At 37.8% G+C, this 23281-nt stretch carries 22 protein-coding genes; 11 read left to right on the top strand and 11 right to left on the bottom strand.

Going from position 1 to position 23281, the window contains the following annotated elements; translation table 11 throughout:
• Positions 1 to 3: 3 nt before the first annotated feature.
• Complete coding sequence (locus C9J38_RS19090; RefSeq protein WP_107208478.1) at positions 4 to 405, top strand: hypothetical protein; 402 nt, start codon at positions 4 to 6, stop codon at positions 403 to 405.
• Between the two features lie 77 nt (positions 406 to 482).
• Here C9J38_RS19090 and C9J38_RS19085 read toward each other — a convergent pair whose 3' ends face one another.
• Together C9J38_RS19085 and C9J38_RS19080 are read right to left on the bottom strand one after the other, a co-directional pair.
• Entirely contained in the window at positions 483 to 728 is a 246-nt protein-coding gene (locus C9J38_RS19085; RefSeq protein ID WP_233218537.1) for a hypothetical protein, read from the bottom strand.
• A gap of 51 nt (positions 729 to 779) precedes the next feature.
• Positions 780 to 1628, bottom strand: a complete 849-nt coding sequence (locus C9J38_RS19080; RefSeq protein WP_107208477.1) for a hypothetical protein — start codon at positions 1626 to 1628, stop codon at positions 780 to 782.
• Positions 1629 to 1892: 264 nt separating this feature from the next.
• On the opposite strand from C9J38_RS19080, the gene cfa reads away from it, so the two are divergent.
• Positions 1893 to 3035, top strand: coding sequence for a cyclopropane fatty acyl phospholipid synthase (gene cfa / locus C9J38_RS19075; RefSeq protein ID WP_107208476.1), 1143 nt, complete (start codon positions 1893 to 1895; stop codon positions 3033 to 3035).
• A gap of 68 nt (positions 3036 to 3103) precedes the next feature.
• On the opposite strand, the gene C9J38_RS19070 is transcribed toward cfa, so the two are convergent.
• Positions 3104 to 4513: a hypothetical protein gene (locus tag C9J38_RS19070; protein WP_107208475.1), complete on the bottom strand. Its 1410-nt coding sequence runs from the start codon at positions 4511 to 4513 to the stop codon at positions 3104 to 3106.
• Positions 4514 to 4825: 312 nt separating this feature from the next.
• Between C9J38_RS19070 and C9J38_RS19065 the strand changes: the two genes are divergently transcribed.
• The gene (locus C9J38_RS19065; RefSeq protein ID WP_005367598.1) at positions 4826 to 5668 is read left to right on the top strand and encodes a S1 RNA-binding domain-containing protein; all 843 of its coding nucleotides are present in this window, start codon (positions 4826 to 4828) and stop codon (positions 5666 to 5668) included.
• 102 nt (positions 5669 to 5770) lie between these two features.
• Here the strand turns inward: C9J38_RS19065 and C9J38_RS19060 are convergent, their stop codons facing one another.
• On the bottom strand, positions 5771 to 6004 hold the full coding sequence (locus C9J38_RS19060) for a glutaredoxin family protein (RefSeq protein WP_107208474.1): 234 nt from the start codon (positions 6002 to 6004) through the stop codon (positions 5771 to 5773).
• A 400-nt stretch (positions 6005 to 6404) separates the two neighbouring features.
• Here C9J38_RS19060 and C9J38_RS19055 point away from each other — a divergent pair, with 400 nt between their 5' ends.
• Positions 6405 to 6935 carry a phage holin family protein gene (locus C9J38_RS19055; protein WP_107208473.1) on the top strand — a complete coding sequence of 177 codons (531 nt, stop codon included), beginning with the start codon at positions 6405 to 6407 and terminating at the stop codon, positions 6933 to 6935.
• A gap of 650 nt (positions 6936 to 7585) precedes the next feature.
• Positions 7586 to 8794: a NupC/NupG family nucleoside CNT transporter gene (locus tag C9J38_RS19050; RefSeq protein WP_107208472.1), complete on the top strand. Its 1209-nt coding sequence runs from the start codon at positions 7586 to 7588 to the stop codon at positions 8792 to 8794.
• Between the two features lie 93 nt (positions 8795 to 8887).
• Here C9J38_RS19050 and C9J38_RS19045 read toward each other — a convergent pair whose 3' ends face one another.
• The 3 genes from C9J38_RS19045 to moeA form a co-directional block, all read right to left on the bottom strand.
• Positions 8888 to 9394: a DUF2059 domain-containing protein gene (locus tag C9J38_RS19045; RefSeq protein WP_105060312.1), complete on the bottom strand. Its 507-nt coding sequence runs from the start codon at positions 9392 to 9394 to the stop codon at positions 8888 to 8890.
• Between the two features lie 186 nt (positions 9395 to 9580).
• Complete coding sequence (gene moeB, locus C9J38_RS19040) at positions 9581 to 10351, bottom strand: molybdopterin-synthase adenylyltransferase MoeB (protein ID WP_107208471.1); 771 nt, start codon at positions 10349 to 10351, stop codon at positions 9581 to 9583.
• Between the two features lie 16 nt (positions 10352 to 10367).
• Complete coding sequence (gene moeA, locus C9J38_RS19035) at positions 10368 to 11603, bottom strand: molybdopterin molybdotransferase MoeA (protein ID WP_107208470.1); 1236 nt, start codon at positions 11601 to 11603, stop codon at positions 10368 to 10370.
• Between the two features lie 307 nt (positions 11604 to 11910).
• Between moeA and folE the strand changes: the two genes are divergently transcribed.
• Complete coding sequence (folE, locus tag C9J38_RS19025; protein ID WP_107208468.1) at positions 11911 to 12564, top strand: GTP cyclohydrolase I FolE; 654 nt, start codon at positions 11911 to 11913, stop codon at positions 12562 to 12564.
• A gap of 151 nt (positions 12565 to 12715) precedes the next feature.
• A complete protein-coding gene (locus C9J38_RS19020; protein WP_107208467.1) occupies positions 12716 to 13663 on the top strand; it encodes a LysR family transcriptional regulator in 948 nt (315 codons plus the stop codon).
• Positions 13664 to 13783: 120 nt separating this feature from the next.
• On the opposite strand, the gene C9J38_RS19015 is transcribed toward C9J38_RS19020, so the two are convergent.
• Together C9J38_RS19015 and C9J38_RS19010 are read right to left on the bottom strand one after the other, a co-directional pair.
• The gene (locus tag C9J38_RS19015; RefSeq protein WP_255418320.1) at positions 13784 to 14656 is read right to left on the bottom strand and encodes a YjjW family glycine radical enzyme activase; all 873 of its coding nucleotides are present in this window, start codon (positions 14654 to 14656) and stop codon (positions 13784 to 13786) included.
• 14 nt (positions 14657 to 14670) lie between these two features.
• Positions 14671 to 16215, bottom strand: a complete 1545-nt coding sequence (locus C9J38_RS19010; protein WP_107208466.1) for a YjjI family glycine radical enzyme — start codon at positions 16213 to 16215, stop codon at positions 14671 to 14673.
• 122 nt (positions 16216 to 16337) lie between these two features.
• On the opposite strand from C9J38_RS19010, the gene C9J38_RS19005 reads away from it, so the two are divergent.
• From C9J38_RS19005 to C9J38_RS18995, 3 genes are all read left to right on the top strand, one after another.
• A complete protein-coding gene (locus C9J38_RS19005) occupies positions 16338 to 16595 on the top strand; it encodes a DUF333 domain-containing protein (RefSeq protein WP_107208465.1) in 258 nt (85 codons plus the stop codon).
• Positions 16596 to 16972: 377 nt separating this feature from the next.
• Positions 16973 to 18736: a murein L,D-transpeptidase gene (locus C9J38_RS19000; RefSeq protein ID WP_107208464.1), complete on the top strand. Its 1764-nt coding sequence runs from the start codon at positions 16973 to 16975 to the stop codon at positions 18734 to 18736.
• 163 nt (positions 18737 to 18899) lie between these two features.
• Positions 18900 to 19628 (top strand): HAD family hydrolase, encoded by a 729-nt coding sequence (locus C9J38_RS18995; protein WP_107208463.1) that lies wholly within the window; start codon positions 18900 to 18902, stop codon positions 19626 to 19628.
• Between the two features lie 50 nt (positions 19629 to 19678).
• Here C9J38_RS18995 and C9J38_RS18990 read toward each other — a convergent pair whose 3' ends face one another.
• Entirely contained in the window at positions 19679 to 20641 is a 963-nt protein-coding gene (locus tag C9J38_RS18990) for a TerC family protein (protein WP_107208462.1), read from the bottom strand.
• Between the two features lie 811 nt (positions 20642 to 21452).
• Between C9J38_RS18990 and C9J38_RS18985 the strand changes: the two genes are divergently transcribed.
• Entirely contained in the window at positions 21453 to 21851 is a 399-nt protein-coding gene (locus C9J38_RS18985; RefSeq protein ID WP_107208461.1) for a hypothetical protein, read from the top strand.
• A 58-nt stretch (positions 21852 to 21909) separates the two neighbouring features.
• Here the strand turns inward: C9J38_RS18985 and C9J38_RS18980 are convergent, their stop codons facing one another.
• On the bottom strand, positions 21910 to 23280 hold the full coding sequence (locus C9J38_RS18980) for a DASS family sodium-coupled anion symporter (RefSeq protein WP_107208460.1): 1371 nt from the start codon (positions 23278 to 23280) through the stop codon (positions 21910 to 21912).
• Position 23281 lies beyond the last annotated feature (1 nt).

Below are 23281 nucleotides of genomic sequence, written 5' to 3'. Positions count from 1 at the left end.
CATATGCTGAAAATGTTTTCTTCGTGCGCACCATTATTATTTTTATTGATGCTGACTTATGGTTGTAATGTTAAATCTGATGTGGTTTATCAATCAAAAGATTTAGGTAAAGTCTTATATCAACATAAAGATAATAATGGTTGTGATTTAGAAGCAGTAGATAAAAAGATTGCTCAATTCTATCTACAAATTGAAAGAAGAGAGTTGCTGCCATTAAAGGCTATGTATCAAGAAAGTGATGCTTTTATTATGAAGATAAAAACATTGCCTGCATTAGTCATTATTAAAAATGATGCAAAATGGTATATCCCATTAATAAAAGGCAGTGACTGGATTTTCGTTAATGTTAATGACACCGTTAACGTATTTAAATATCCGGAGGTGTTTCGTCAATTATGTGAATAAAGCCCCATAATAGTCACTAGTAATAAACCAATGATTATAGGGCTTATATTTTTATTAATATTACTTTTTCAAAATCTTCATTGAGCTGATAGCGAAGTTGTAAAGCAATTAGCTTCTTGTGCTCGGCAAAACATATCACTTTGTGACTTTAAGCAGCGCTGTGCAACTTTATAGCGGGCTACATCTTCAGTTCTAGCGGCATCTGCAAACGTGTCGGTAAACGGAGAAAGGGTGCAGACATAAATGTCATCATTGTTATGTTTAGCCGCAAACGCAGGGGAGATACAGCCAATCATAAGAGATAAACACAGTAAATTATTCATTTTGCACCCTAAATAATTAGAACTCATATACTTATCAGACCAATAATAGTCTTATAAATTCGATGAGGTTACAAAATTCACACCAATAGATGACATTCTATTCATAAAATCTTTTGCTTGTTGTTCAAATCCAGCAACAGGACTGGTGGTATCGATTAAAATTGTTAGCTTTTTGATCTCTTCGTTTGTGAGCTTTTCGACTATTTGTTCAACCGTACTGGCAACACAGTGGGAAAGAGCTTGGCCTGAAATATAAACCTGATCATTTTGCTTAACGAGCTCGACTAGTTGAGGATCAAATTGGGTCTTTTTATCATCTTCTAACGGATATTCAGCTTCGCAACCACCGTAATGCTCTGTATGTGGGTTCTCGCCTTTAGCAATACTGATATGTTGTGTATTCGCTTGCTGCTCCCAAGCATGAATTGCTGTATGAATAGGCTTAACGATATTGTGTCCAACAGAGCCAATCACACAATGGGTCGGCCAGATAAGAAGGCTATATTTCCCCTCTTTTTCTAATGACTGGGTGTAATTAAGGACATGATTTAAAAGCGTTGGATCAGTAGGCAGCCAGATACCATCCACAATGTCTTGATGGTTAATTAGAGTAAATGGGGCTGGGTGTTCGCCTGCTTCATTTTTCCAATAGGGCGCATGAGCAATATCGTATTCATGATGGCTATCAAGTGTCACAATAATCTGATTAATATTCTTTTGTTGCTTTGTAATAAATGCAGCAAGTTTGTTAGCGTCTTCCCATGCACCAGGAACGGGAAGTGCTGGCGAAATAGTAATCTTCTGAGATGCTGAACCTAATGTGAATTGTTCATTAACGGGAACATCATAAAAGTCATATTGAGGATCAATGATAAGTAAAGACGTCATTGGTAGACGCATTGCATGCTCCTTTATGCTTTGTTAGCTTGACATGATTATGTCGAAATAATGGAAAAAATTTGAGCTAAATATACGTTGATGAGCGTTAATTGAAAAGAAATATCATTCAATTCTTAATTATAAAATTGTTAAACTGTTTTTCTGCAATATTATTATTTTACTTATTGATATTATTAACTAAAAATTAGTTTTTGAATTTTTATATTGTGAATATAAATACAAAAAGGCAATTTGTCATACAAATAAAAAGTAGTGGTATACAGAATGACAAATAATCAATTTTTTCAAGACATTTTAGATTTTGCTGATGTGAAAATTAATGGTAATCGTCCTTGGGATATTAAAATTCATGATGAAGGTGTTTTTGATCGCGTATTAAAAGATGGTTCTTTAGGCTTTGGTGAAAGCTATATGGATGGCATGTGGGACTGTGATGCTATTGATGAAATGATTTCTCGTGTATTACATGCTGGTATCGAAGATAGGCTAACCACCACAACAAAAATACAATTAGGGTTAAAAGCTGGCGCGTCTAAACTTAAGCAATTATTTAACCCTCAAAGTGTTGAGCGTGTAACTCAGGATGTGCCTTTTCATTATGACTTAGGCAATGATTTATTTGAAGCTATGCTCGATCCTCGTATGACTTATACGTGTGCTTATTGGAAAGACAGCGACAACCTGAAAGCAGCGCAAGTAGCAAAACTAGATTTAGTCTGCCGCAAAATGGGTTTACAACCGGGCATGCGTTTACTTGATATTGGTTGTGGATGGGGCAGCTTTATGATCTTTGCTGCTGAAAAGTATGGTGTTATTTGTGATGGTTTAACCTTATCAAAAGAACAAGCAGCACTTGGTCAGGCGAGAGCAGACGAGAAAGGCTTACCCGTTAACTTTATTCTTCAAGATTACCGCTTATATCACCCAGAGCAGCCTTATGATCGCGTTGTCTCTATTGGCATGATGGAGCACGTTGGCCCTGAAAACTATGAAGACTACTTTAAATCTGCGTACAGTTTTCTTGCTGAAGACGGTATTTTCTTACTTCACACCATTGGTAGTCCGAAATCAAAAACGTCAGTTGACCCATGGATCAATAAGTACATTTTCCCTAACGGTGTGATCCCATCAATGATGCAAATTGGTGCGTCAGCTGAAGATTATTTCAATATTGAAGATGTACAGAACATTGGTCCTGATTACGATACAACACTCGTCGCTTGGAATGATAACTTTGAAGCCGCTTGGCCAACATTAGCAGAGAAGTATGGTGAGCGTTTCTACCGTATGTGGCGTTATTACTTGCTGTCTTGCGCTGGGGCATTCCGTTGTCGTGATTTAAATGTGTGGCAATTTGGTTTAACAAAAAAAGGTGCAGAATTACCAGTTTCTGTTCGTGCAGCATAATTTTCAATGCCACAGTAAAAAGCTCACTATTGCACGATTGTTATCGTCAACAGTGAGCTTTTTGAGTGTTAGGCCGTTTGCGCTTTTTCGCTTTCCTTCGCAGCTTGAGCTTCCGCAACTGGCTTTTTCTCTGGAGGGAGAATAGGCTCAATATCCACAATTTTGGAACGACTCATAATAATTTTCCAACGCTGAATACGCACTGTTTTATCTTCGTCTGTTTCTTTGGTTATTAAGTTAATCAGGTGACGTTTTTCCACAGACTCTTTTGTTACCTGGCCATCATTCAGTTGGTATAAACGCTGAGAGCCTTTTTCCATTAATGCTGCAACAGTACGTAAATCTAAAATGATCGATTCTCGCGTTTGCTCATAACCACTTAAAAACTTTGTTGGTGACATACGGGTGGTACTTTTATAGTGAAGAATGGTTTCTTCCCGGTGAGACACTTTATGTTTACGCGTTTTACGAATATCGGTTGGTAAACTGTCATAGCTAATATATTCAAGCCATTCGAGCTGTCGACCAATTAAATGAGTGGTATTAGCATCAAAGAACTGCTTCCGCCAACGAGCTTTACCTTTCCGTAACCAACGCCAAAGCATGGTTTTTAAGTCATCTTTAAACACTTCACGTGCGGCATAAATTAGCGATAACACCAAAATGAATGACGCGGTAATATCACCGAGCATACCGCGTGCTTTTATCAGCATCATGGTGACAAAAATCATCACAATGCCGGCAGCTGCGCCTGTCACCACTTTTTTTGTGCTTGCACCCAGCTCAATGGTTTTCTCACTCATCGTAACAGGGTATTCAATCAAACGTCGTAATAGCCGCATTTTATTCGACATACGGGTTGGATCTTCCATCGCTTTAGCCGAGTTATAATTATGCTTTATTCGGTGTTGTGTTTCAGATTCACAGATTTCAAGTAACGTTGTTTTAATGGCGTTGTAATCGTTGCCACGCGGAAGATGAGAAATTAACTGAAGGAAGCGCTGCTCAGTAAACCAAGACAGATAGTTATCAATATTCTCGTAATACTTAAGCAGCTTTTTGTCGGTTGGAATATTTCGACGTAAGCGCTTTAAAATACGCACCGAGATATTGGCAGATTCCTCAACATCTTCAAATGTCGGGTTATCATTTTGATTTAATAAATCATTGGTGGCTTTTTCTAGCGCGAGTGCATACTGATAAGCGTAAAGGCTTAAGCTTAAACGGTATTGTTCGATAGATAATTTTCCACGGCTGGCAAGGCGACTATGAACAAGAGGAAGGTGATTAATATCACTGAAATAAGTACGTTTACCGTGGATAGCGTTATGATAGAACTCTTCTTCAGAAATGATATTGGCATTTAAACCAAGCTCACCGGGAATGAAGATGTACATATCGAGCTGCCGATTGGTTGTTTCTTGAATAACATGGGATATTTTTAATTTATGCCCATCTTTTTTATCGACAGTGATCACTTATTGATATCCTCCAAGATCTACAACAATAACTTACTCTATTAATTTTAGAATAAGTTGGTTTTAAATATTACTGTTAACTATATAAGTTTGCGCTGATAGCATGAAAAATCATCAAATAAATGCAGATAGGTCAGGCGTTGCGAACCAACATCACGTATAATGCAGCAATCTAAGCACAACACGTGCATTATAGCCGATTGATTAGCGAGATATAGCTAATTCATCATGCAGCTAATAAATTGATTGATAAAGATATTGAAGCAACATCACCAAACGCGTGTCGTTGCCTACGCAGAGAGTACCTGATACATGATTAGAATTGGAAAATACAACACACTAGAAGTCGTCAAACTAGTAGATTTTGGCGTATTTCTTGATGGTGGTGAAGACTTCGGTAATATCCTGTTACCTAAGAACTCAGTTCCAGCAGGTACCGAGCTAGGCGATAAGTTAAAAGTATTTATTTACTTCGACTCGAATGACGAAGTCATTGCTACAACAACGGAACCTTATGCACAAGTTGGCGATTTCGCAAAACTACGTGTAGTGGGTGTAACCAACATTGGTGCGTTTGTTGATTGGGGTTTAACGAAAGATTTGCTTATTCCATTTAGTGAGCAACGCCGTCGTTTAGAAGAAGGTCAAGAAGTGGTTATTCACGTATACACAGACAAAGCGTCTGGTCGTATTGTGGGTACTACTAAATTTAACCGTTACTTAGATAAGACACCAGCAACTTACCAGATCGGTCAAGAAGTGCAGGTAATTATTGCTGAAGTAACAGATCTTGGTTTTAAAGCCGTGGTTGAAGGTAAACATTGGGGACTTTTCTTTAAAACAGAATCATTTGGTAAGCTATTTATTGGTAAAGCATTAAAAGCCTACATTAAAGAAATTCGTCCAGATGGTAAGTTAAACCTATCACTACAGAAAATGGGTAAAGATCGTGTTGACGATCTAGCGGATAAAATCTTAACCTCGTTAGAGCGTAAAGGTGGCTTTATCCCAGTAAGTGATAAATCAACTCCTGATGAAATCTTCCAAGTTTTCCGTACAAGTAAAGCGACCTTTAAGAAAACGATTGGTGGCTTATACAAGAAAGGGTTAATTGTTATTGAGCGTGAAGGTATCCGCTTAAACGACAACGACTAACAACTTGCTCGATAAATCGAGTAAAAGAAAACCGACACATGCTGTCGGTTTTTTTATATCTAAAAAATAATAACTCACTGAAAAGTAGTATGAAATGCTTTCTTAGTCTTTTGACTTTAATGCTTTTTCAAACTTGGTAATATTCCAGCCAATTAACACCTGATCACCCACTTTTAAAACAGGGACAGATCTAGCGCCAGTACTATTAAATTCCTTTCTTCCTTTTGGTGAGCTGATATCAACCAAACGATAACTGTAGTTTTTATTTGTCATGTATTGTTGTGCATCTTTACAGTTTGAGCAGTTTTTCTGGCTAAATAAGACAATACGTTTCATTAAATGGTGCTTCTTTTTTACTATTTTTCGTAACACTAGCATAAATAATAGCGAAGTCAGTAGCGAAAGGGTTATGCTTCTTAGTCTGCTCATAATAAGTACACTTGCATACCGTATTAAGATTAGTCTTATTGCTGTGTGTATAAATTGTTATAACAAACTGAAATTTAAATGATTTTATATTTAAATTTGTATTTAATAAGACGGATAAAATATATGTCTTACTCTTCACATCCTTTCACAAAGCTTTGAGTGTAAAAGCGATCTATCTCATAAAATATAAAGATTATATCGAGTATAAAGGTGTCTCATGAGTATATTAGGTACTTCAAACATTCTGGGCTAGTAAATGCCCGTTATTAAACGTTATATGTTTCTTTCACATTGGTGTTATCTATATATGAATCGAGTCTTTAAATACGAAACACCAGCATGGGGAGCTAAGTTAATATGCTCAGTTTATGCTCTAGTGTCTGGAATATTTTTATTAGCTTATGGTACCTGGGCTGACAATTCTCCATGGCTTTTGAGGTATGCCTTCTTGATTTTAGGTTTGGTATTCTTACTTGTGGCGCTCAAGCCATCAAATTGGAAAGGTTGGGTATATTTCACCGCTGATGATAACGGAATACATTTCCCATCTTCTCTTTCACCAAGTGAAGAGCCTACAGTTCTTGATATAAGTTGGGATAATATTGGCAACATAAAACATGAAAAGCTTTATGGTGGTGAATATGGGATTTCAATTGAGTTGAAAATTTCTCAATTGGAGATTGATGATTATTTCAGTAATGCAGCTAAAGCAAAAAAAATATTGGGTTTTAATCAAATGAGAGGTGAATACTTTGTGATTGCATATGCTAATAATTCTTTTCAAAAGTTACCAGATGTCGTTAATCAACTTATTGATATAAAATATAAAAATATATAATTATGGACAAAAACAGTTGGCGCTTGTTCACTGCGTTCACTATTTTGCCAACAACTTCTCACCACTACGTGCAACGCTCCTCATACTTTTACTAATACCTAACAGCCTATATAGAACAACCTTAAATAATATTTTATCTAAAAGTTTGCGTGCAAAATTAAGCTTTCACCCTCTAAATCTCACCATTTATATGCTTTCTTTGCAAAACGATACGAACTGATAACTCAATAATCATCATGCGCTTTAGCTCTTCGAGTAAACCAACATTGGGTCAGTAGTGTAGGGCAGATCTCATTATTTCCTTTCAGCAATAAAAGGTGATGCGCACTAGAAATAAGTAAACTGGCGTAATTGATAGACTGTCGTGCAATGAAGTTGTGTTTTTTGTTGAAAATATCAGCACATACATGCTTGTTAAATACGCTGATATTTTCGATTTTATTGCGTTAAAGCAAATTATTTTTTTTATATGGAAATAATAAAGCAGCATTTACAGCTAATGTTTTGATTTTTATGGGTTAGCTTTTGTTTTTGGCTCAATAAGTTTAGGTGTATCACTCTTGGTGTAACAACCAAATAACAATGTGATGTTGCTTGTATTTTTAGTGTAAATACAATGCAACCCTCTTTTGGGTAACAACAAAGATCTCATGATTGCTTTATTAGGTATATTCGTTCTACTTTTACTCGCGTTTCTTATCTCAACGGATAAAAAGCGTATTCCTGTAAAAATGGTGTCTATCGCGTTTGCGTTACAAGTACTGTTTGCTTTAATTGTTTTATATATCCCAGCAGGTAAAACAGCACTTCAAGCTGTCAGCAATGGCGTAACGTACGTCACCGATTATGGTAAAGATGGTTTGTCATTTTTATTTGGTGGTTTGGCAACAGGTAGTGTCGGTTTTGTATTTGCCGTTAATGTACTTGGTATTATTATTTTCTTTTCTGCACTGATTTCTATGCTGTATCACGTAGGCATTATGCAGAAAGTCGTTAATATTTTTGGTGGCGCACTGCAACGTATTTTAGGTACGGGTCGTGCTGAATCATTATCTGCTGGTGCCAACATTTTTGTCGGCATGTCTGAAGTCCCACTGGTTATTAAACCGTACTTAAAATCTATGGATGATTCACAACTTTTTGCGGTGATGACATGTGGTTTGGCTTCTGTTGCAGGCTCTACGATGGTGGGCTATGCCGCTGTTGGTGTTGATTTAAATTACTTGATTGCCGCTGCGTTTATGTCTGCGCCTGCTGGTTTATTAATGTCAAAAATCATTATGCCACCAAGCGAGAATAAGCTATCAGCCAATGAAATTACTAGTGTTGAAATCCCTAAAGCAACCAATGTAGTTGAAGCGTTAGCTGATGGTGCAATGTCTGGCTTGCGTATGGCAGTGACTATTGGTGCAACATTGATTGCTTTTATCAGTGTAATCGCATTATTTAATGGCTTGTTAGGCGATATTGGTGAGTTCTTTGGTATTCATGGCTTAACGTTCCAAATGTTGATTGGTTACCTGTTTGCGCCAGTTGCACTTTTACTGGGTATTCCAATGAGCGAGGCGGTAACTGCGGGTTCGTTAATTGGTCAAAAAGTAGTGATGAACGAGTTTGTTGCTTTCATTGATATGATTAAAGTGCAGGATACCTTATCGCCACACAGCCTTGCTGTTGTTACTTTTGCATTATGTGGTTTTGCCAATATTACAACGCTGGCTATTTTGATTGGTGGTATGGGAAGCTTAATTCCTGAGCGCCGTCCATTTATTGCGAAATACGGTATCCGCGCAGTTGCGGCTGGTGTACTGGCAAACTTAATGAGTGCAGCGATTGTGAGTATTATTTTATTGCTCTAGTAGCAGAGTGAAAAATAGTATTGGATAAGAGAGCCGAATGAGTACTAGAAAAATAGTCACAGTCGGCTTTTTAATACCTGAAGAGTAAACGGTTTACTTTATCCCTTCTTCTTTAAAACGCTTGGTTATACGTTTTTGAATTTTCGGACCTAATTTCTGTCCAAATTCTTGTCCAACTAACATGCCTTCTTGATTGATAAGCGGCATTACTCGAATTAACTTTTTGCCAAATTCGGTATCGTTAATTTCAATCATTTTACGCAGTTCATCTTCAGTGAAATGCTTATTGTAGATTGGGTACATCATGGTTTTGAAGCTGTCGTTGATCACAAACTCTTCATCCATGATGGCACTGATCTCTTCTTCTACAATGTCAAACGCTTTGGGATTAATATCGGGCTTAGATTGCTTTAAGATCAATGTCATTTGCTGGGTGAATAAATCTGAATATTGCCTACCGACAGCAACGGCAGATTGCCCCGTTTGCGCTAATAGTTTATCTATCAGTAGTTTTTTTGAGACTGGAATGTCACCAGTGGCTGCAGAGACATTAAATGACAACGCAAGTAAGGCTGCTGCTAAGATCTTTTTACTAAACATGTTTATCCCGTAATTTATTTTTTGTATTAAGGTGTTTTAGCAAAAAAATGCTCGATATATAAATTTGAGCTTGAGTTGTGTGAAACCGATCGGCTAGGGGATTTAGAGGTAGTCGTTAGTAAAGCAGTGATGGGTGAAAGGAATTACCGCTGTATATTTCATGGATGGCATATACAGCGGATATGATCAATTAGCGCAAACTGAGCAAGTGGGTTGTTTCATTAACTTCATTTCTCGCCAGCTCATTGTGAGCGCATCTAGCATGAGCAGTTTACCTGTTAATGGTGTCCCCATGTTGGCAACCACTTTGATTGCTTCCATCGCTTGAACTGCACCAACGATGCCGACAACGGGCGACATAATGCCTGCTTCAACACAGCTTAATGTTTGTTGACCAAATAGGGCGCTTAAACACTGATAACACGGCTCGTTATCTTGGTACGTGTAAACACTGAGCTGACCTTCCATACGAATTGCTGCGCCGGAGATAAGCGGCGTTTTGGTTCCAAAGCATAGGCGGTTAAGTTGATTACGAGTATCAACGTTATCGCTACAATCTAAAACAATGTCGTGGCTTTCTATGAGTGGTAGTAACGCTTCATCGGTTAAGCGTTTGGCTATTGTATCTACCGTAAGATATGGGTTGATACGACATAACGCTTCTTTTGCAGAATCGACCTTTAATAGGCCAACCGTAGCATCATGGTGTAACACTTGACGCTGAAGGTTAGAAACTTCAACCTTATCATCATCAATCAGTGTTAATTTACCTACACCAGCAGCGGCTAAGTATTGCGTAGAAGCACAGCCTAAACCACCAGCACCAAGGATAAGCATAGAAGAAGCCTTTAATGCTTCTTGCCCTTCAAAATCAAACTGACGCAAAATGATTTGGCGGTTATACCGCAGCATTTCATCATCTGTCAGTTCAACGTTATTTGTGTTTTCTGTTGTCATTAGAAATACCGTTTGCTTAGTACAAGGTGTGGTTGAAGATTTCGATAGTCACATCTTCACCCGCTTGAACACGACCACGATCTTGCTCTAGTACCACAAAGCAGTTAGCAAGGTGCATTGAACTAAAGGCACCAGAGCCTTGATTGCCTGTTGTTGCTACTTCTAATTGACCTTCAACGTTAATGCTGTAAATACCACGTTGGAAATCGGTACGACCAGGGCGTTTTTTAAACATTGTTGTCGCTTTTGCTTTTACACGAACAGGCGGTTGGTATTGGCTGTTACCTGCTAGTTTCGCCAGCATAGGTTGTACTAGTTGGTATAAAGTCAGCATTGCTGATACTGGGTTGCCCGGTAGGCCACAGAACCAAGCATTATTGATTTTACCAAACGCGAAAGGTTTACCCGGTTTCATGGCGATTTTCCAAAAACCGATTTGGCCTTCTTGATCCAAAATATCTTTGGTGTAATCCGCTTCACCGACACTAACGCCACCTGATGTGATTAATACGTCGGCTTCTGTTGAGCCTTTTAAAAATGCGTCACGCAGTTTTTCAGGGCAGTCCGGAATAATGCCTAAATCTAACACTTCACAACCAAATTTTTCTAGTAGAGCGCGAATACCGTAGCGATTGCTGTCGTAGATTTGACCAGCTTCTAGTGTTTCGCCTACTGGACGTAATTCGTCACCAGTAGAAAAGAAAGCCACTTTCGGGCGGTGGTACGTTTCAAGCTCTGCAATACCAAGTGATGCAAGTAAAGGCATTTCACGCGCAGTTAAACGTGTACCTGTTACTAGCACAGTTTCACCAAGGCTTACGTCATCACCAATTGGGCGCACGTTATCGTTCGCTTTTGGCTTGATATTAAAAGTGATGTTCTCACCATCAAAAGACGTTTCTTCTTGCATAATCACGGTATCAGTACCAGCAGGCATTTCAGCGCCTGTCATAATACGGATACATTGACCTTGTTGACATTCACCTTCAAATGGAACACCAGCGAAAGATTTACCCGCTAAAATCAATGTATCTGTATTTGCTAAGTCTTCAGCACGAAGCGCGTAACCATCCATTGCCGAGTTCGCAAATGGTGGTACGTTGATAGGCGAAAGAATATCTTGCGCTAGCACTAATCCCATTGCATCGGCTAATGCTACCGTTGATGTTGTAGTTGTAGAGGAAACTTGCTCAAGAATATTTTCAATTGCAGTTTCAACGGGCATAAGGCCTGGTACGTCGCAGCATCCCATAATGGTATCCATCTCGTAATTGTTTAATTTGAATCATAGTGGCTTTGAAGCAAGAGCATTAGTAACAATGATAAATATCAATAGCCCTTAAAACCACGTAGTAAATCGCTTAATTTTGATTTTACCCTTTATTATTAAGGGCTGTAAGGGATTGATTATGCCAAAATTAGGCCAATTGGACTAATCCCTAATAAATGGGAGGTGTAATTATTTTCATTTGGAGGTATTCTTCGTATGTTTTTAGCGCTGGCAAGCAAAAACAGGCTCGTTTTATTGCATTTCAGTCTGTGCCAGTTGGAGGAAAAGAATGACAGCATTAAGTGAATCTGCAGTACTAGTTCGTGATGCATTAGCAGCCCGTGGTCTTGAAACCCCAATGGTTGAACAAGATGTTAGCCGCGAAGAGAAAAAAGAAAAGATTGAATACCACATGCGTGAGATCTTATCGTTACTCGCGCTAGATCTGACTGATGATAGCTTGGTTGAAACCCCACACCGCATTGCGAAAATGTACGTTGATGAAGTGTTTTCAGGTTTAGACTATGCCAATTTCCCTAAAATCACCGTCATTGAAAATAAAATGAAGTGTGATGAAATGGTGCGAGTTAAAGACATCACGTTAACCAGTACGTGTGAGCACCATTTAGTAACGATTGATGGTAAAGCGACGGTTGCTTATATTCCTCGTGGGAAAATTATTGGTTTATCCAAAATTAACCGTATTGTTCGTTTCTTTGCTCAGCGCCCACAAGTTCAAGAGCGTTTAACACAACAAGTGTTAGTCGCACTTCAAACATTATTAGAAAGTGATGATGTCGCAGTTACGATTGATGCAACGCATTATTGCGTAAAAGCGCGTGGTGTTATGGATGCAACCAGTGTAACCACAACCACAGCGCTTGGTGGTATTTTTAAGAAAAATTCAGCGACACGTGCAGAGTTCTTAAACGGTATTCGATAAATAATAGTTTACGCTATTGTTGAAATTTAAAACAAAAACAACGTGCGCTATTAATAAATGAACAGAAATGCTAGTCCTTTATTGACTAGCATTTTTTTTATCTCATACTGCTGAATTATCGATTTTCTGGCTTATATATTAAAGGTCGCAGATGGATTTAATTAAACTTTCTCGTATAAGTATGAAACACTTAATTACCTTGCACGTAATGCTAGATACGCTAAGTGTTACGGCATGTGCAGAGCGATTATGTGTAAGCCCTTCTTCCGTTAGTAAAACACTCAGCCAATTACGTGACAATCTCAATGACGAACTCTTTTATCGTCATGGTAATAAGCTAATTTCTACTCCTTTAGCTCGTAGGCTAGGCCCTACGGTTCACCAAATGATCAGTGATATGAATCAGATCATGACCAAAGAAGCGTTTCAGCCAGAAGAGTATGAAGGGAGTTTTTCACTTGCGATGCGGGAAAGTACTTTTGAATTAATCGCCGGTGGTCTTTATGCCCATGTTCTAAAAAAAGCGCCGAATGTCCGTTTTGATATTTGGTCGAAAGACAGCATTGGTTTTGATGGTTTAACCAAAGGCATATTGGATTTTGTGATTTTGCCACACGATCTTAGCCAGCCACCATTGATGCAAAATAACTTAGTATGGCAGACCTTGTTTACCGATGAGATGGTTTGCTTAATGGCGCATGATCATCCTCTTGCCGATAAAGAGCTGACAATAGAAAATTATTTAAATTGTGGTCATATTGGTATTTTGGATAGTGATTTAAGTGTGCCATTTTTTGAGATGCAATTAACGCAACAGCATCATAAAAGAAAAGTGGTGGTGAATGTCGCAGACTTTGGTGGTGCAGCGACGATGTGTCATAACAGTAATTTGTTATTTACCTGCTCTAAACGTTGGGCAAGTACGGCATTACAGTCTAAAGCACTTGTTGAAAAGCCGTTACCGTTTAATTATGGCAAGGTTGCTTATAGTTTGGTGTGGCATCAACCGAGCATGAATGATCCTGCTCTTCGTTGGTTACATCAGCAAATTTTAATTCTTTGTGGCGTTGAAGATAAAACAGCAGAGATTGATTTATAAAGTCTCACTTCAAAAGATACGTTAGGAAGTGAGGTTCTAAAGAAAACGTAACTCCGACTGCTGAACGACTTAATTAATTATGTCGCTATGATCAGCAGACGGAATATCTAAATTTTTGATTTAATAAATAGCAGGAGTCAGTAAGTTTTTCACGCCACGCTCTGATAGTTCGTTAGCTAATTGATTAATCTCTTCTTGGTTACACTCATCCCAGTTGAGTGCATCACCTACCACACCATGATGCCTGAAAGCATTGAGCTTTATTTTCACACTGCTTGAAAAGGGACGTAAGTAATACGCTACTTTTTCTATCTGCTCCATAAAATCGGTATTATTAGGAATATGCAGAAGTCTTATTTCGTGTAATTTGTTTTGAGCATGAAGAAAGTTCATCGTTTCAAAAACGCGGTGGTTACTTCTGTTGGTTAACCATTTATGCGTTTCATCGTGCCATGCTTTTAAGTCAATCATCGCACCATCAAGGTAGGGGGTAAGGTGTTTCCAACCCGTTACGCTTAAACTGCCATTACTGTCTATCATGCATGTTAAATGTTTCAGTGAAGCCGTCGTTTTTATTAAACGAAATAGCGAAATAATAAAAGGTAAATTAAGTGATGCCTCGCCACCAGAAACGGTAATACCATTAATAAATAACCTATTTTCATGAATTTTTTCAATTAATTCAGAAACAGACATGGTTATGGTTTTAGGGCTCGCTTGTCGAGGGCAAGCCTCAATACACTTATCACATTCAGTGCATAATGCTTGATTCCATGCCACTTTCGTTTTTTCATTTTCCGTATGAATAGCTTGTAACGCTTGCGTTGGGCATTGCTTAACACAGTCTGCACAATGGTTACAAAGACCGATGGTTTGTGGGTTATGGCAATTTTTGCAGTTGTAGTTACATCCTTGAAAAAAAATCACCATTCGGTTGCCGGGTCCATCAACGCACGAAAAATTAAGTATCTTACTAATAGTGGCTGAAATCATTTACTTGTTAACTCTTAATTCTCAATAGAGAGATGTGAATAATGAGGTGTTTGCTCGTGACTTAACACACGAGGTAGACGTTTTAAAATGTCGGTTTGTTCGCTGGCTTCTGAGCCTAACCACGTTGTATTGGTACGTGAACCGGCCTCTTTGAATTTAGCAACATCAGATAGCTTAATCATATAGCCCGTTACTCGAACAAGATCGTTTGAGTGAACGTTTACGGTAAACTCACGAAACCCCATATTTAATGCGCCTTTACATAAGGTAACCATGGCGAGTGGATTTTGTTTGATTGTTTCATCAATGGTTAAAATATCGCTGATACCTGATAGGTAATACTGATGATGTGCAGCCAGCGCTTTAATGTGCAAAACAGGATCAGGCTCTGTACCATAAGGAATACGGATCCCTGGTGTTACGTTTTGATCGCTGCTAATACCACCTTGTGAGTGCAATAGTGCTCGCTGGTTATAACCATATTTCACTGGTGTGTTCGTGACAATGTCACTTAATAGTTGAGTGATAGATAATGCTAATGCATTGGCTGAATCACTGTGGCCATATTTTTCTGTTGAGCCTGATTTTTCCAATAATAAATTGACTGCTTCTGCCATACCGTAGATACCAAACATTGGGGCAAAACGGTTTTCATCAATTAATTGTTCTTGTACTAAAAAGCTAGTAAAGAAGTTTGATTCTTCATGAAGAAATGCTGAACGCGCTTCAATAAGTCCGAAAGTCATTTGGCAATAATGTGGTAGCACTTGGTTGATGAAGTTTTCTACATCTGTTGCTTTTTCTGCCGCCGCTTTTAAGTTTAAGCGTACAAGTGTATTTGCGCCGCCTGCTAACGGTAGTGAGTTGTAGCAACTAACAATACCAAAGCCTTGTTTACCAAATGTATCTTTAAACATTGGGTAGTTGGCAATATGGGGTTTACTGCATTCACAAATATTTTGGCAAGCTTGTTCGAGTAAAGATATTGGTGATACTTCAGCGTCGTACATAAAAGTGAGATTAGGCGCGACTTGCTTAAGCTCTGCATCAATTTTTAAAATAGTACGGCAAATAATGTTATCAGTTGGACCAATATTGGCATGCATAAACGCATCGGGTAGGGTGCGGTCGAGCATAATCCAAAAACGCTTTAGCTTGTTGTAAATATCAGTTTCAGATTCACTATTTACAAACGGTAACAATAAATCATCAAGTTGACCGATATAAACAGGGTAGTTAGTTACAGATGGTACGTGATGATAAATAATGGTGAGCGCATTGAGCGCGTCATCCAGATTTTTTGCGGGCTCTAGCTCTAAATAGCTTGAACCATTCTGTAAGTATTTAGCATAGTCGGGCAGTATGTAGCGAGGCTTAAAAGGCGCATTACCTTCGAACATATCACAGATAATTCCTTCATTTTTTGCTTCTAAAATTTCGTCACTTACTGGCATATAGTCTACAATTGCTTCAGCTTCGAGAGAGAGAAACAATGTTTTTTGTTTCGGGCTTAATGTAGAAGAAGAAATAATCTGTTTTATTTTGGAATGTAATGACATTGCAAGTACCGTGCATTGTTATAATTTAGTGGCACTTTAGATGAGATTAACAATTTCCAGAAGTGAAAAAGAATTAACGTATGTTTTCCAAAATGGAAAAGCGAATGACATAAGGGATGAATATGAAAAAGTGGACAGTTTTATTCGCTGTTATCGGTTTGGGTATCGCATTAGTTGGGTGTAATAAAGAAGAGCAAAAACAACCAGAACAACCCAAAAAAGAAGCGGTTGGTATGGCGAATCCAGCTTCTGTTTACTGTGAGGAGCAGGGTGGGAAACTTGAAATTAAAAAAGAAGAAAAAGGTGAAGTGGGATATTGTCACTTAGCGGATGGTAAAGTTGTAGAAGAGTGGGCTTTCTATCGCGAAAACAATAAGTAGCTTTATTTTTGAGCATAATTGAGACGAACTCACTATAAAATGCCGATTAACTTGCGCTAATAGATATTTTAGATAAATGGTGTTTTTATGAACACCATTTCAAATAATGTTTTTTTTATCTTTTAAATCAAGGTGATATTTGTATTAAATGTGTGATACTCAGTATAAAAAATCCTGTTAGGGTATATTTAACGTTTAAAGTTACGTTATTTGAATTGTATCGTGATTAAAAATTTGTCTAAATATACTGATATTGGCCTTTATACAGGTTATTTTGTTTGTGTGCCGTATGTAAGCGTTACATGGTTGTAAATGAACGTTTAGTTATTTTAATACGGATATCTTTCTTCTTTTATTTGATAAGGATCGCTTTAAAGATGTTTAATTCTCAGCGTGTTGTCACTCAGTGTTTCAGCAAGCTTCTTGTTTTATCTTTGATTCTTCCGAGTAGTGCTTTTGCTATTGAATTAGCACACATTGCACCACATAACTATGTGAACATTACAGGGCCGGATAAAGATACTGTTGTGTTTCCTCCTGTAAATGATAGAGAAGCTCCTGCAACGAGTACAGGTAGTGTGGATTGGTCTTCTTTAAACAATCAAACAGTGTTTAGCACCAAAACACTTTGTGCTGATTCGGTGAATAAGATTTGTTTTAAGTCTCAAATAGAACAAGCGTATACTGAGAATAAGTTTTATCCTTTTTGGCAAAATAAAGCACTGCGAGATGAGTTTGAACTACAGTTAAAAGCCGTTGTAGATACAAAAATGCTACCGGGTTTATCCCAACGTCTTTCCGAACTGAATAAGCTTAAGAGTGAAAATAACGAGCAAGCTTATGACTTATTAGCGACTGATACCTATTATGTGTATCGCGCATTCCAAAACTACATTGCAACTCACCGTGATGTACTGTTCTTGTCTAAGCCTATTAACATGAGTAAGTCGATGAGCAAATATGCCGATGGCGTTAATGTTTATCCGATGACACTTGCGAGACTTGAGCAATTACGTCCTGGTTATATTGCATTTAAACCAACAATGGATGCGATTGCCAAATACCTGAATTTACCCGCGCATACTTTAACATCATCGAACTTTAAGCAGGTTTATCGCAAAGGGGCAACACTGCCTAACGGGCATGAGTTGATTAAAGTATTGTATACCCTTGGTGATATGGATCAGACAGATTACGACCGTTTATCACTTGAACATCAGATCACCAATTCTGGTGCTGTTTTTGAAAGCTTAAAAGCATTCCAAAAACGTCATGGTTTAGCAAGTGATGGTATTATTGGTGAGGCAACTGTTCAGCAACTTGTTATGCCTTATGCGGATATTGCGCGTCGTTTAGCATTGAATACGCTACGTGTGGCTACCTTAAATAAGTATAATGAAAATCGTCCTCATATTTGGGTTAACATTCCTAACTATAAGTTAGAAGTGTTTGATAAAGGTAACATCGTATTTGAATCTAAAGTCATTGTCGGTCGTGATAGCCGTCCTACAAACTTATTCTCATCGGCTATTACGACTATGGTTGTAAACCCATACTGGAACGTACCGATTACAATCAAGCAGCATGATGTTATCCCAAAAGTGAAGCACAATATTGATTATTTAAAGCAGCATAATATGCAGATTTTAAATAGTTGGCGTGATCGTACTGTGATTTCACCAACGAGTATTGACTGGGCGACGGTGAATCCAAAAACATTTCCGCATGAGTTTCAGCAAGGTCCTGGTCCTCGTAATTCACTTGGTCGTGTTAAGTTCCTTATGCCAAATGATTACGCTATTTTCTTGCACGATACTCCTTCACGCGGATTGTTTAGCAAAACTAAGCGTGATTTAAGCTCTGGTTGTGTACGTGTTGAACGTGCTTATGATCTTGCTAATTATGTAATTGAGTACCAAAATCGTGGAAACATTCCAGAATTTAAACAAATGTTAGATGCGCAAAAGCAAAAAACCGTGAGTTTATCTAAGCGGATTGGTGTCGATTTTGTCTATCTCACGGCATGGGTTGATAATAATGGTAAAGTACAAATGCGTGAAGATATCTACGGTTATGACTCGCCAAGTGCAAATAAGATTAAAAATAAATTTATTACGATGAAAGATTTTGTTAAAAATTAAGTCGTAATTAAAGATAAAAACCAGCACTAGGTTGCTGGTTTTTTTATACTTAAAATACGTGATACTCATCAGTTTGGGTAATGAAATCATGATAAATACTAGGTTAAGCGCACCATACTCGTTACTATAAGTGTGCCTGTAATCACTAATAAAGAAGGTTAACGTGTTAAAAGCTATTTTTCTCGATATGGACGAAACCTTGTGTGCAACGTCTTTAGCTGACAAACATGCCGCGAACGAGCTGAAATTATATGTCAGTAATTTGTACCCACAATTAAATGTAGACATGTTTTTAGAACGCTATATTGCAGGTGTATATAAAAAACTCAATGATGAATTACCTGAGCTAGTGCCACTAATATCCGATGAGCTTCTCTTCCGCCAAAACCTTATTTTAGTTTTATTTAAAGAGCAGGGCATTGAGTTATCTTTTGATGCTGCAGTCGCTATTCAAGCATGCTTTGATCAATCTCGTATGGCTAGCTTTGATTTTTTTCCTCAGATGAAAGAAACGCTGTTGGCATTGCGCAAATCATATCAATTGGTTGTTATTACCAATGGTCCGGTTTTTTCACAACATCCAAAGTTGGCCGCAACAGAAATGCAGCAATATGTTGATCATATTATTGTGGGTGGGGAAGAGCCTGAGGAAAAACCGGCAGTAAGTATTTTTGAAAAAGCACTAAACTTGGTGAACTGTAAACCTGAAGAAGTCATCCATATGGGGGATTCATTGGCGGCAGATATTATAGGTGCTAAAAATGCAGGTATTAAGAGCGTATGGGTTGATACCCAAAAAGACAGCGATCATCAGCAATTAGCGCTGATTAAACCTGACTATATTGTTACTAACCCTGTTGATATTCAAACTATTGTTGCTAAATTGGCTTAGACAATAAAGATAAAAAACGCCACAGACACCTGTGGCGTTTTTTTTACTTTTTATTCATGATTGATAGGCGTTTGTTCGTCGTTACGTGTTTTCCATAGCGATGCGCCAATGGCGATGGAAATAGTAAGAACAATGACACACAGTGATACCGCTGTTGGGATAGCCCAAGCGGTACCGACTAAAAGCATCTTCAAGCCAATGAAGCTTAGAATAAATGCCAGTGCGACACGTAGGTAGCAGAAACGCGTTAACATACCCTCAAGTACGAAATACAGTGAGCGTAAGCCTAGTAATGCAAATACGTTAGCAGTAAGCACCAAGAACGGTTCACGTGTTACCGCAAAGATCGCAGGAATAGAATCGAGTGCAAACATGACATCGGTAAGCGCGATCACTGCAACCACAACAAGTAATGGTGTCGCTAACCAACCATGCTCTCCTTTAACGAACATTTTATGGTCGTGATAATCATCTGTAACTTTAAAGAAGCGTTTTACAATACGTACCGGTAACGCATCTGAGAAGTCTTCTTGTTCTTCTTCATCTTCTTTCCAGAGTTTGAAGCCAGTGTAAAGAAGGAAAACGGCAAAGATGTACATAACCCAATGGAAGTCATCCAAGAGTTGAGCACCGACTGCGATCATACCACCACGTAAAAAAAGCGCACCGACAATGCCGAGCATTAATACGCGCGGGCGTAAACGCTCAGGTACCATAAATTGGCCAAAAATTAGGGCGAAAACAAATAAGTTATCAACACTTAATGATTTTTCTAATAAGTAGCCCGTGACAAAAGCAGTTGCTGCTTTTGAATTACTGTAGGTACTTTCTGGTGCCATCAACTGCCAATTGAAGTAGATAAACACCGCAAATAAGAAAGCGAGAAAAACCCAGAATACACTCCAGATAGCTGCTTTCTTGATGGAAATCTTACCACCACGTGTTTGATACAAATCCAACGCAAACATTAACACTGTTAATACAGCGAACCCTTCATAGCTAAAAAGGCTCATAGAGTCTCTCCTAAAAATCGACCTTAAAGCGATAACGTATTGTTATTTTATAAACTAAATAATAAATATTAGTTTTTTATAAGTATAAAGTTATATGCCTATAAAAAGGCAATATAGTTTGGCAACAATATGTTATCGCATAAAGATTAAAAACGCGGAAGGCAGGGTAAAAGGGTGTTTCACAATCAACCTTACGCGCATTAAAAACTCAAACCTCTGAGTGTTTGAGTATGACTGCACCAATGTGCAAGCGATAATGGCATTGGTCTCGTCAAAATGGTGCATGAATAATAATGCAAATCCATTCACGGCTGCCGGAAGTGTAAACTTCGAGATGACGACAGACGAACAATTGTGACTACTCCCCAAAACAAGGCGATTTTAGTCTTGTATTGACAAATTTTCCAGTCGTTTTTCAAAATGATTACCATATAAAGCAGTTATATAATGGTACAGCGTTTTTAAAGGTAAAATTACGCGCTTAAATATATCGATTGATTGTTATTCTCAATAACCTGATCGAATGGTTAAGCATTTTTTTTTGTGTATTAAAGGAGATCTTGGGGTATTGCTACCACAGAATATATGGTTACGTAACATGCTTAATCATAAATGAGTAGTGATAATAAAAGGTTTCTTGTTGTTAAATATTTGTTTTGAAAGTGTTTTTTGTAATGTTAAATTAAATGTTTTATGTGACGATAATCACAAATCAAGGTTGGGTGATTTAGTTTGTTATTCTACTAGTCGTATAGTGATAAGGACATTAAGTTAATGCTAGAAGATGTTATGTTTCTACCTAAGGATAGTTATGGAAACAATGTTGAACACATCAGAAAAAGAGCAAATCATATTTGATTACACGCATTTCCTCTCGCTTCTTTGTAATCAAAAATGGACATTTATTGATGTTGTAAAAAACATCATTTCATCTTTTGAATTAAATATTAAAACAGGCACATATTCACAAATAAGCCCAGCAGAAAAGTTACATCAACAGGCGTTAAAAGTATTATCAAGCAGTGCCAGTGATACGCAGAATATTATTCGATTATTATTATTATCACGAAATGAAGGTATAAAAAGTATTTTATTATTATTACCTTTTGCTTTAGAAGAAGAGCAATTAAAAAAAATAGAAAAAAAAGGAAAGTGTAAATTAGAAAAAGAAAATGGAAACAATGAAAGGTTACTCATAACCTTATTATGAAATAATAGATAAAGAAGGTGTTGGCAGGCACCTTCTTTATATGTATTTTTTATTAAAATTACCAGAATAGCCAAGTAAATATTGTTAGAAATGCAATACATAAGATATTGAGATAAATACCAACACGCATCATTTCTTGTTGTTTTATATAGCCTGTACTAAATACGATCGCATTAGGTGGTGTCGCAACAGGCAGCATAAAGGCACAAGAAGCCGCGATAGCAATAAGAGCTGATAACACAACAGGCGATACACCTAATGCTTCTGCAACGGTTGCAAATACAGGGATTAACAGCGCTGCGCTGGCAGTATTACTTGCAAACTCGGTGAGAAAAACAACAAAGATAGCAACAACTAAAATAGTAAGGAATAAACCCGCTTGGTTTAAAAACGTACTTAACTCTTGTGCTAAGAAGACACTTGTTCCCGTGGCTTTTAATATATTGCTCAAACAGATACCGCCACCAAATAGAATAAGTACACCCCAGTCTGTTGATTTTTGAATATCTTTCCAGCTAACCACGCGTGATACACATAATAATACGATGGCGCTTAAGGCAACCAGCGTATCAAATTTAGCGAACCCACCTAAAAATGCGTTAATAGGTTTGCTGAAAATCCAACAGCTAACTGTGAGAAGGAAAATAGCTAGAGTAAGAAACTTTCCTTTTGTCCAAGTGACAGGAGTGTGGTCAATCTCAAAGGTGTGATTTAAATTTGGTTTTAGAAGAATATATAACAGACCAACGGTTAGCGGTAACAAAAAAAGACTCACAGGTATGCCAAAGTACATCCACTCGGTAAAGTTTAATCCTGCTTCTGCGGCTGCAATGGCATTAGGAGGGCTGCCGACAATCGTGGCAATGCCGCCAATACTGGCACAATAAGCAATACCAAGTAGGGTAAAGACATAAGTGTTATGACCTGTTTTACTATTAACCTTATTTAATACCCCTAGTACTAATGGCAGCATCATTGCGGTAGTGGCTGTATTACTTATCCACATTGATAGCCCTGCTGTTACACCAAATAGCATTAATACGGCAACAGACATTTTACCTTTTGCAGCTACTAGCACTTTATCTGCAATGACTTGATCGAGTTGCTGTTTATGCAATGCTGCAGCTAACGCGAAGCCTCCAAGAAAGAGAAATATAATTGGATTAGAGAAGTTTGCTAATGCTTGCTGAGTTTGAAAAACACCAAAGAATACGGCGAGTAAGGGAACGAGAATGGCAGTGACACTGACATGTAATGCTTCAGTTAACCAGAGCACAGCGATAAAGCTTAATATACTAAGCCCTAATGTGATATTAGCTTCAAATGGTAGCGTGTTTAGTAGCGTTAAAAACAAAAGTATATCTGCAATGATAATTAGACTATTACGATTCAATATCCATTGTTTAATCGTGAGTGTGAGCGCTGTCATA

The sequence above is a fragment of the Photobacterium sp. GB-210 genome (assembly GCF_003026075.1).
Lineage (GTDB): Bacteria > Pseudomonadota > Gammaproteobacteria > Enterobacterales > Vibrionaceae > Photobacterium.
This window is presented reverse-complemented; position numbering and strand designations above follow the sequence as displayed.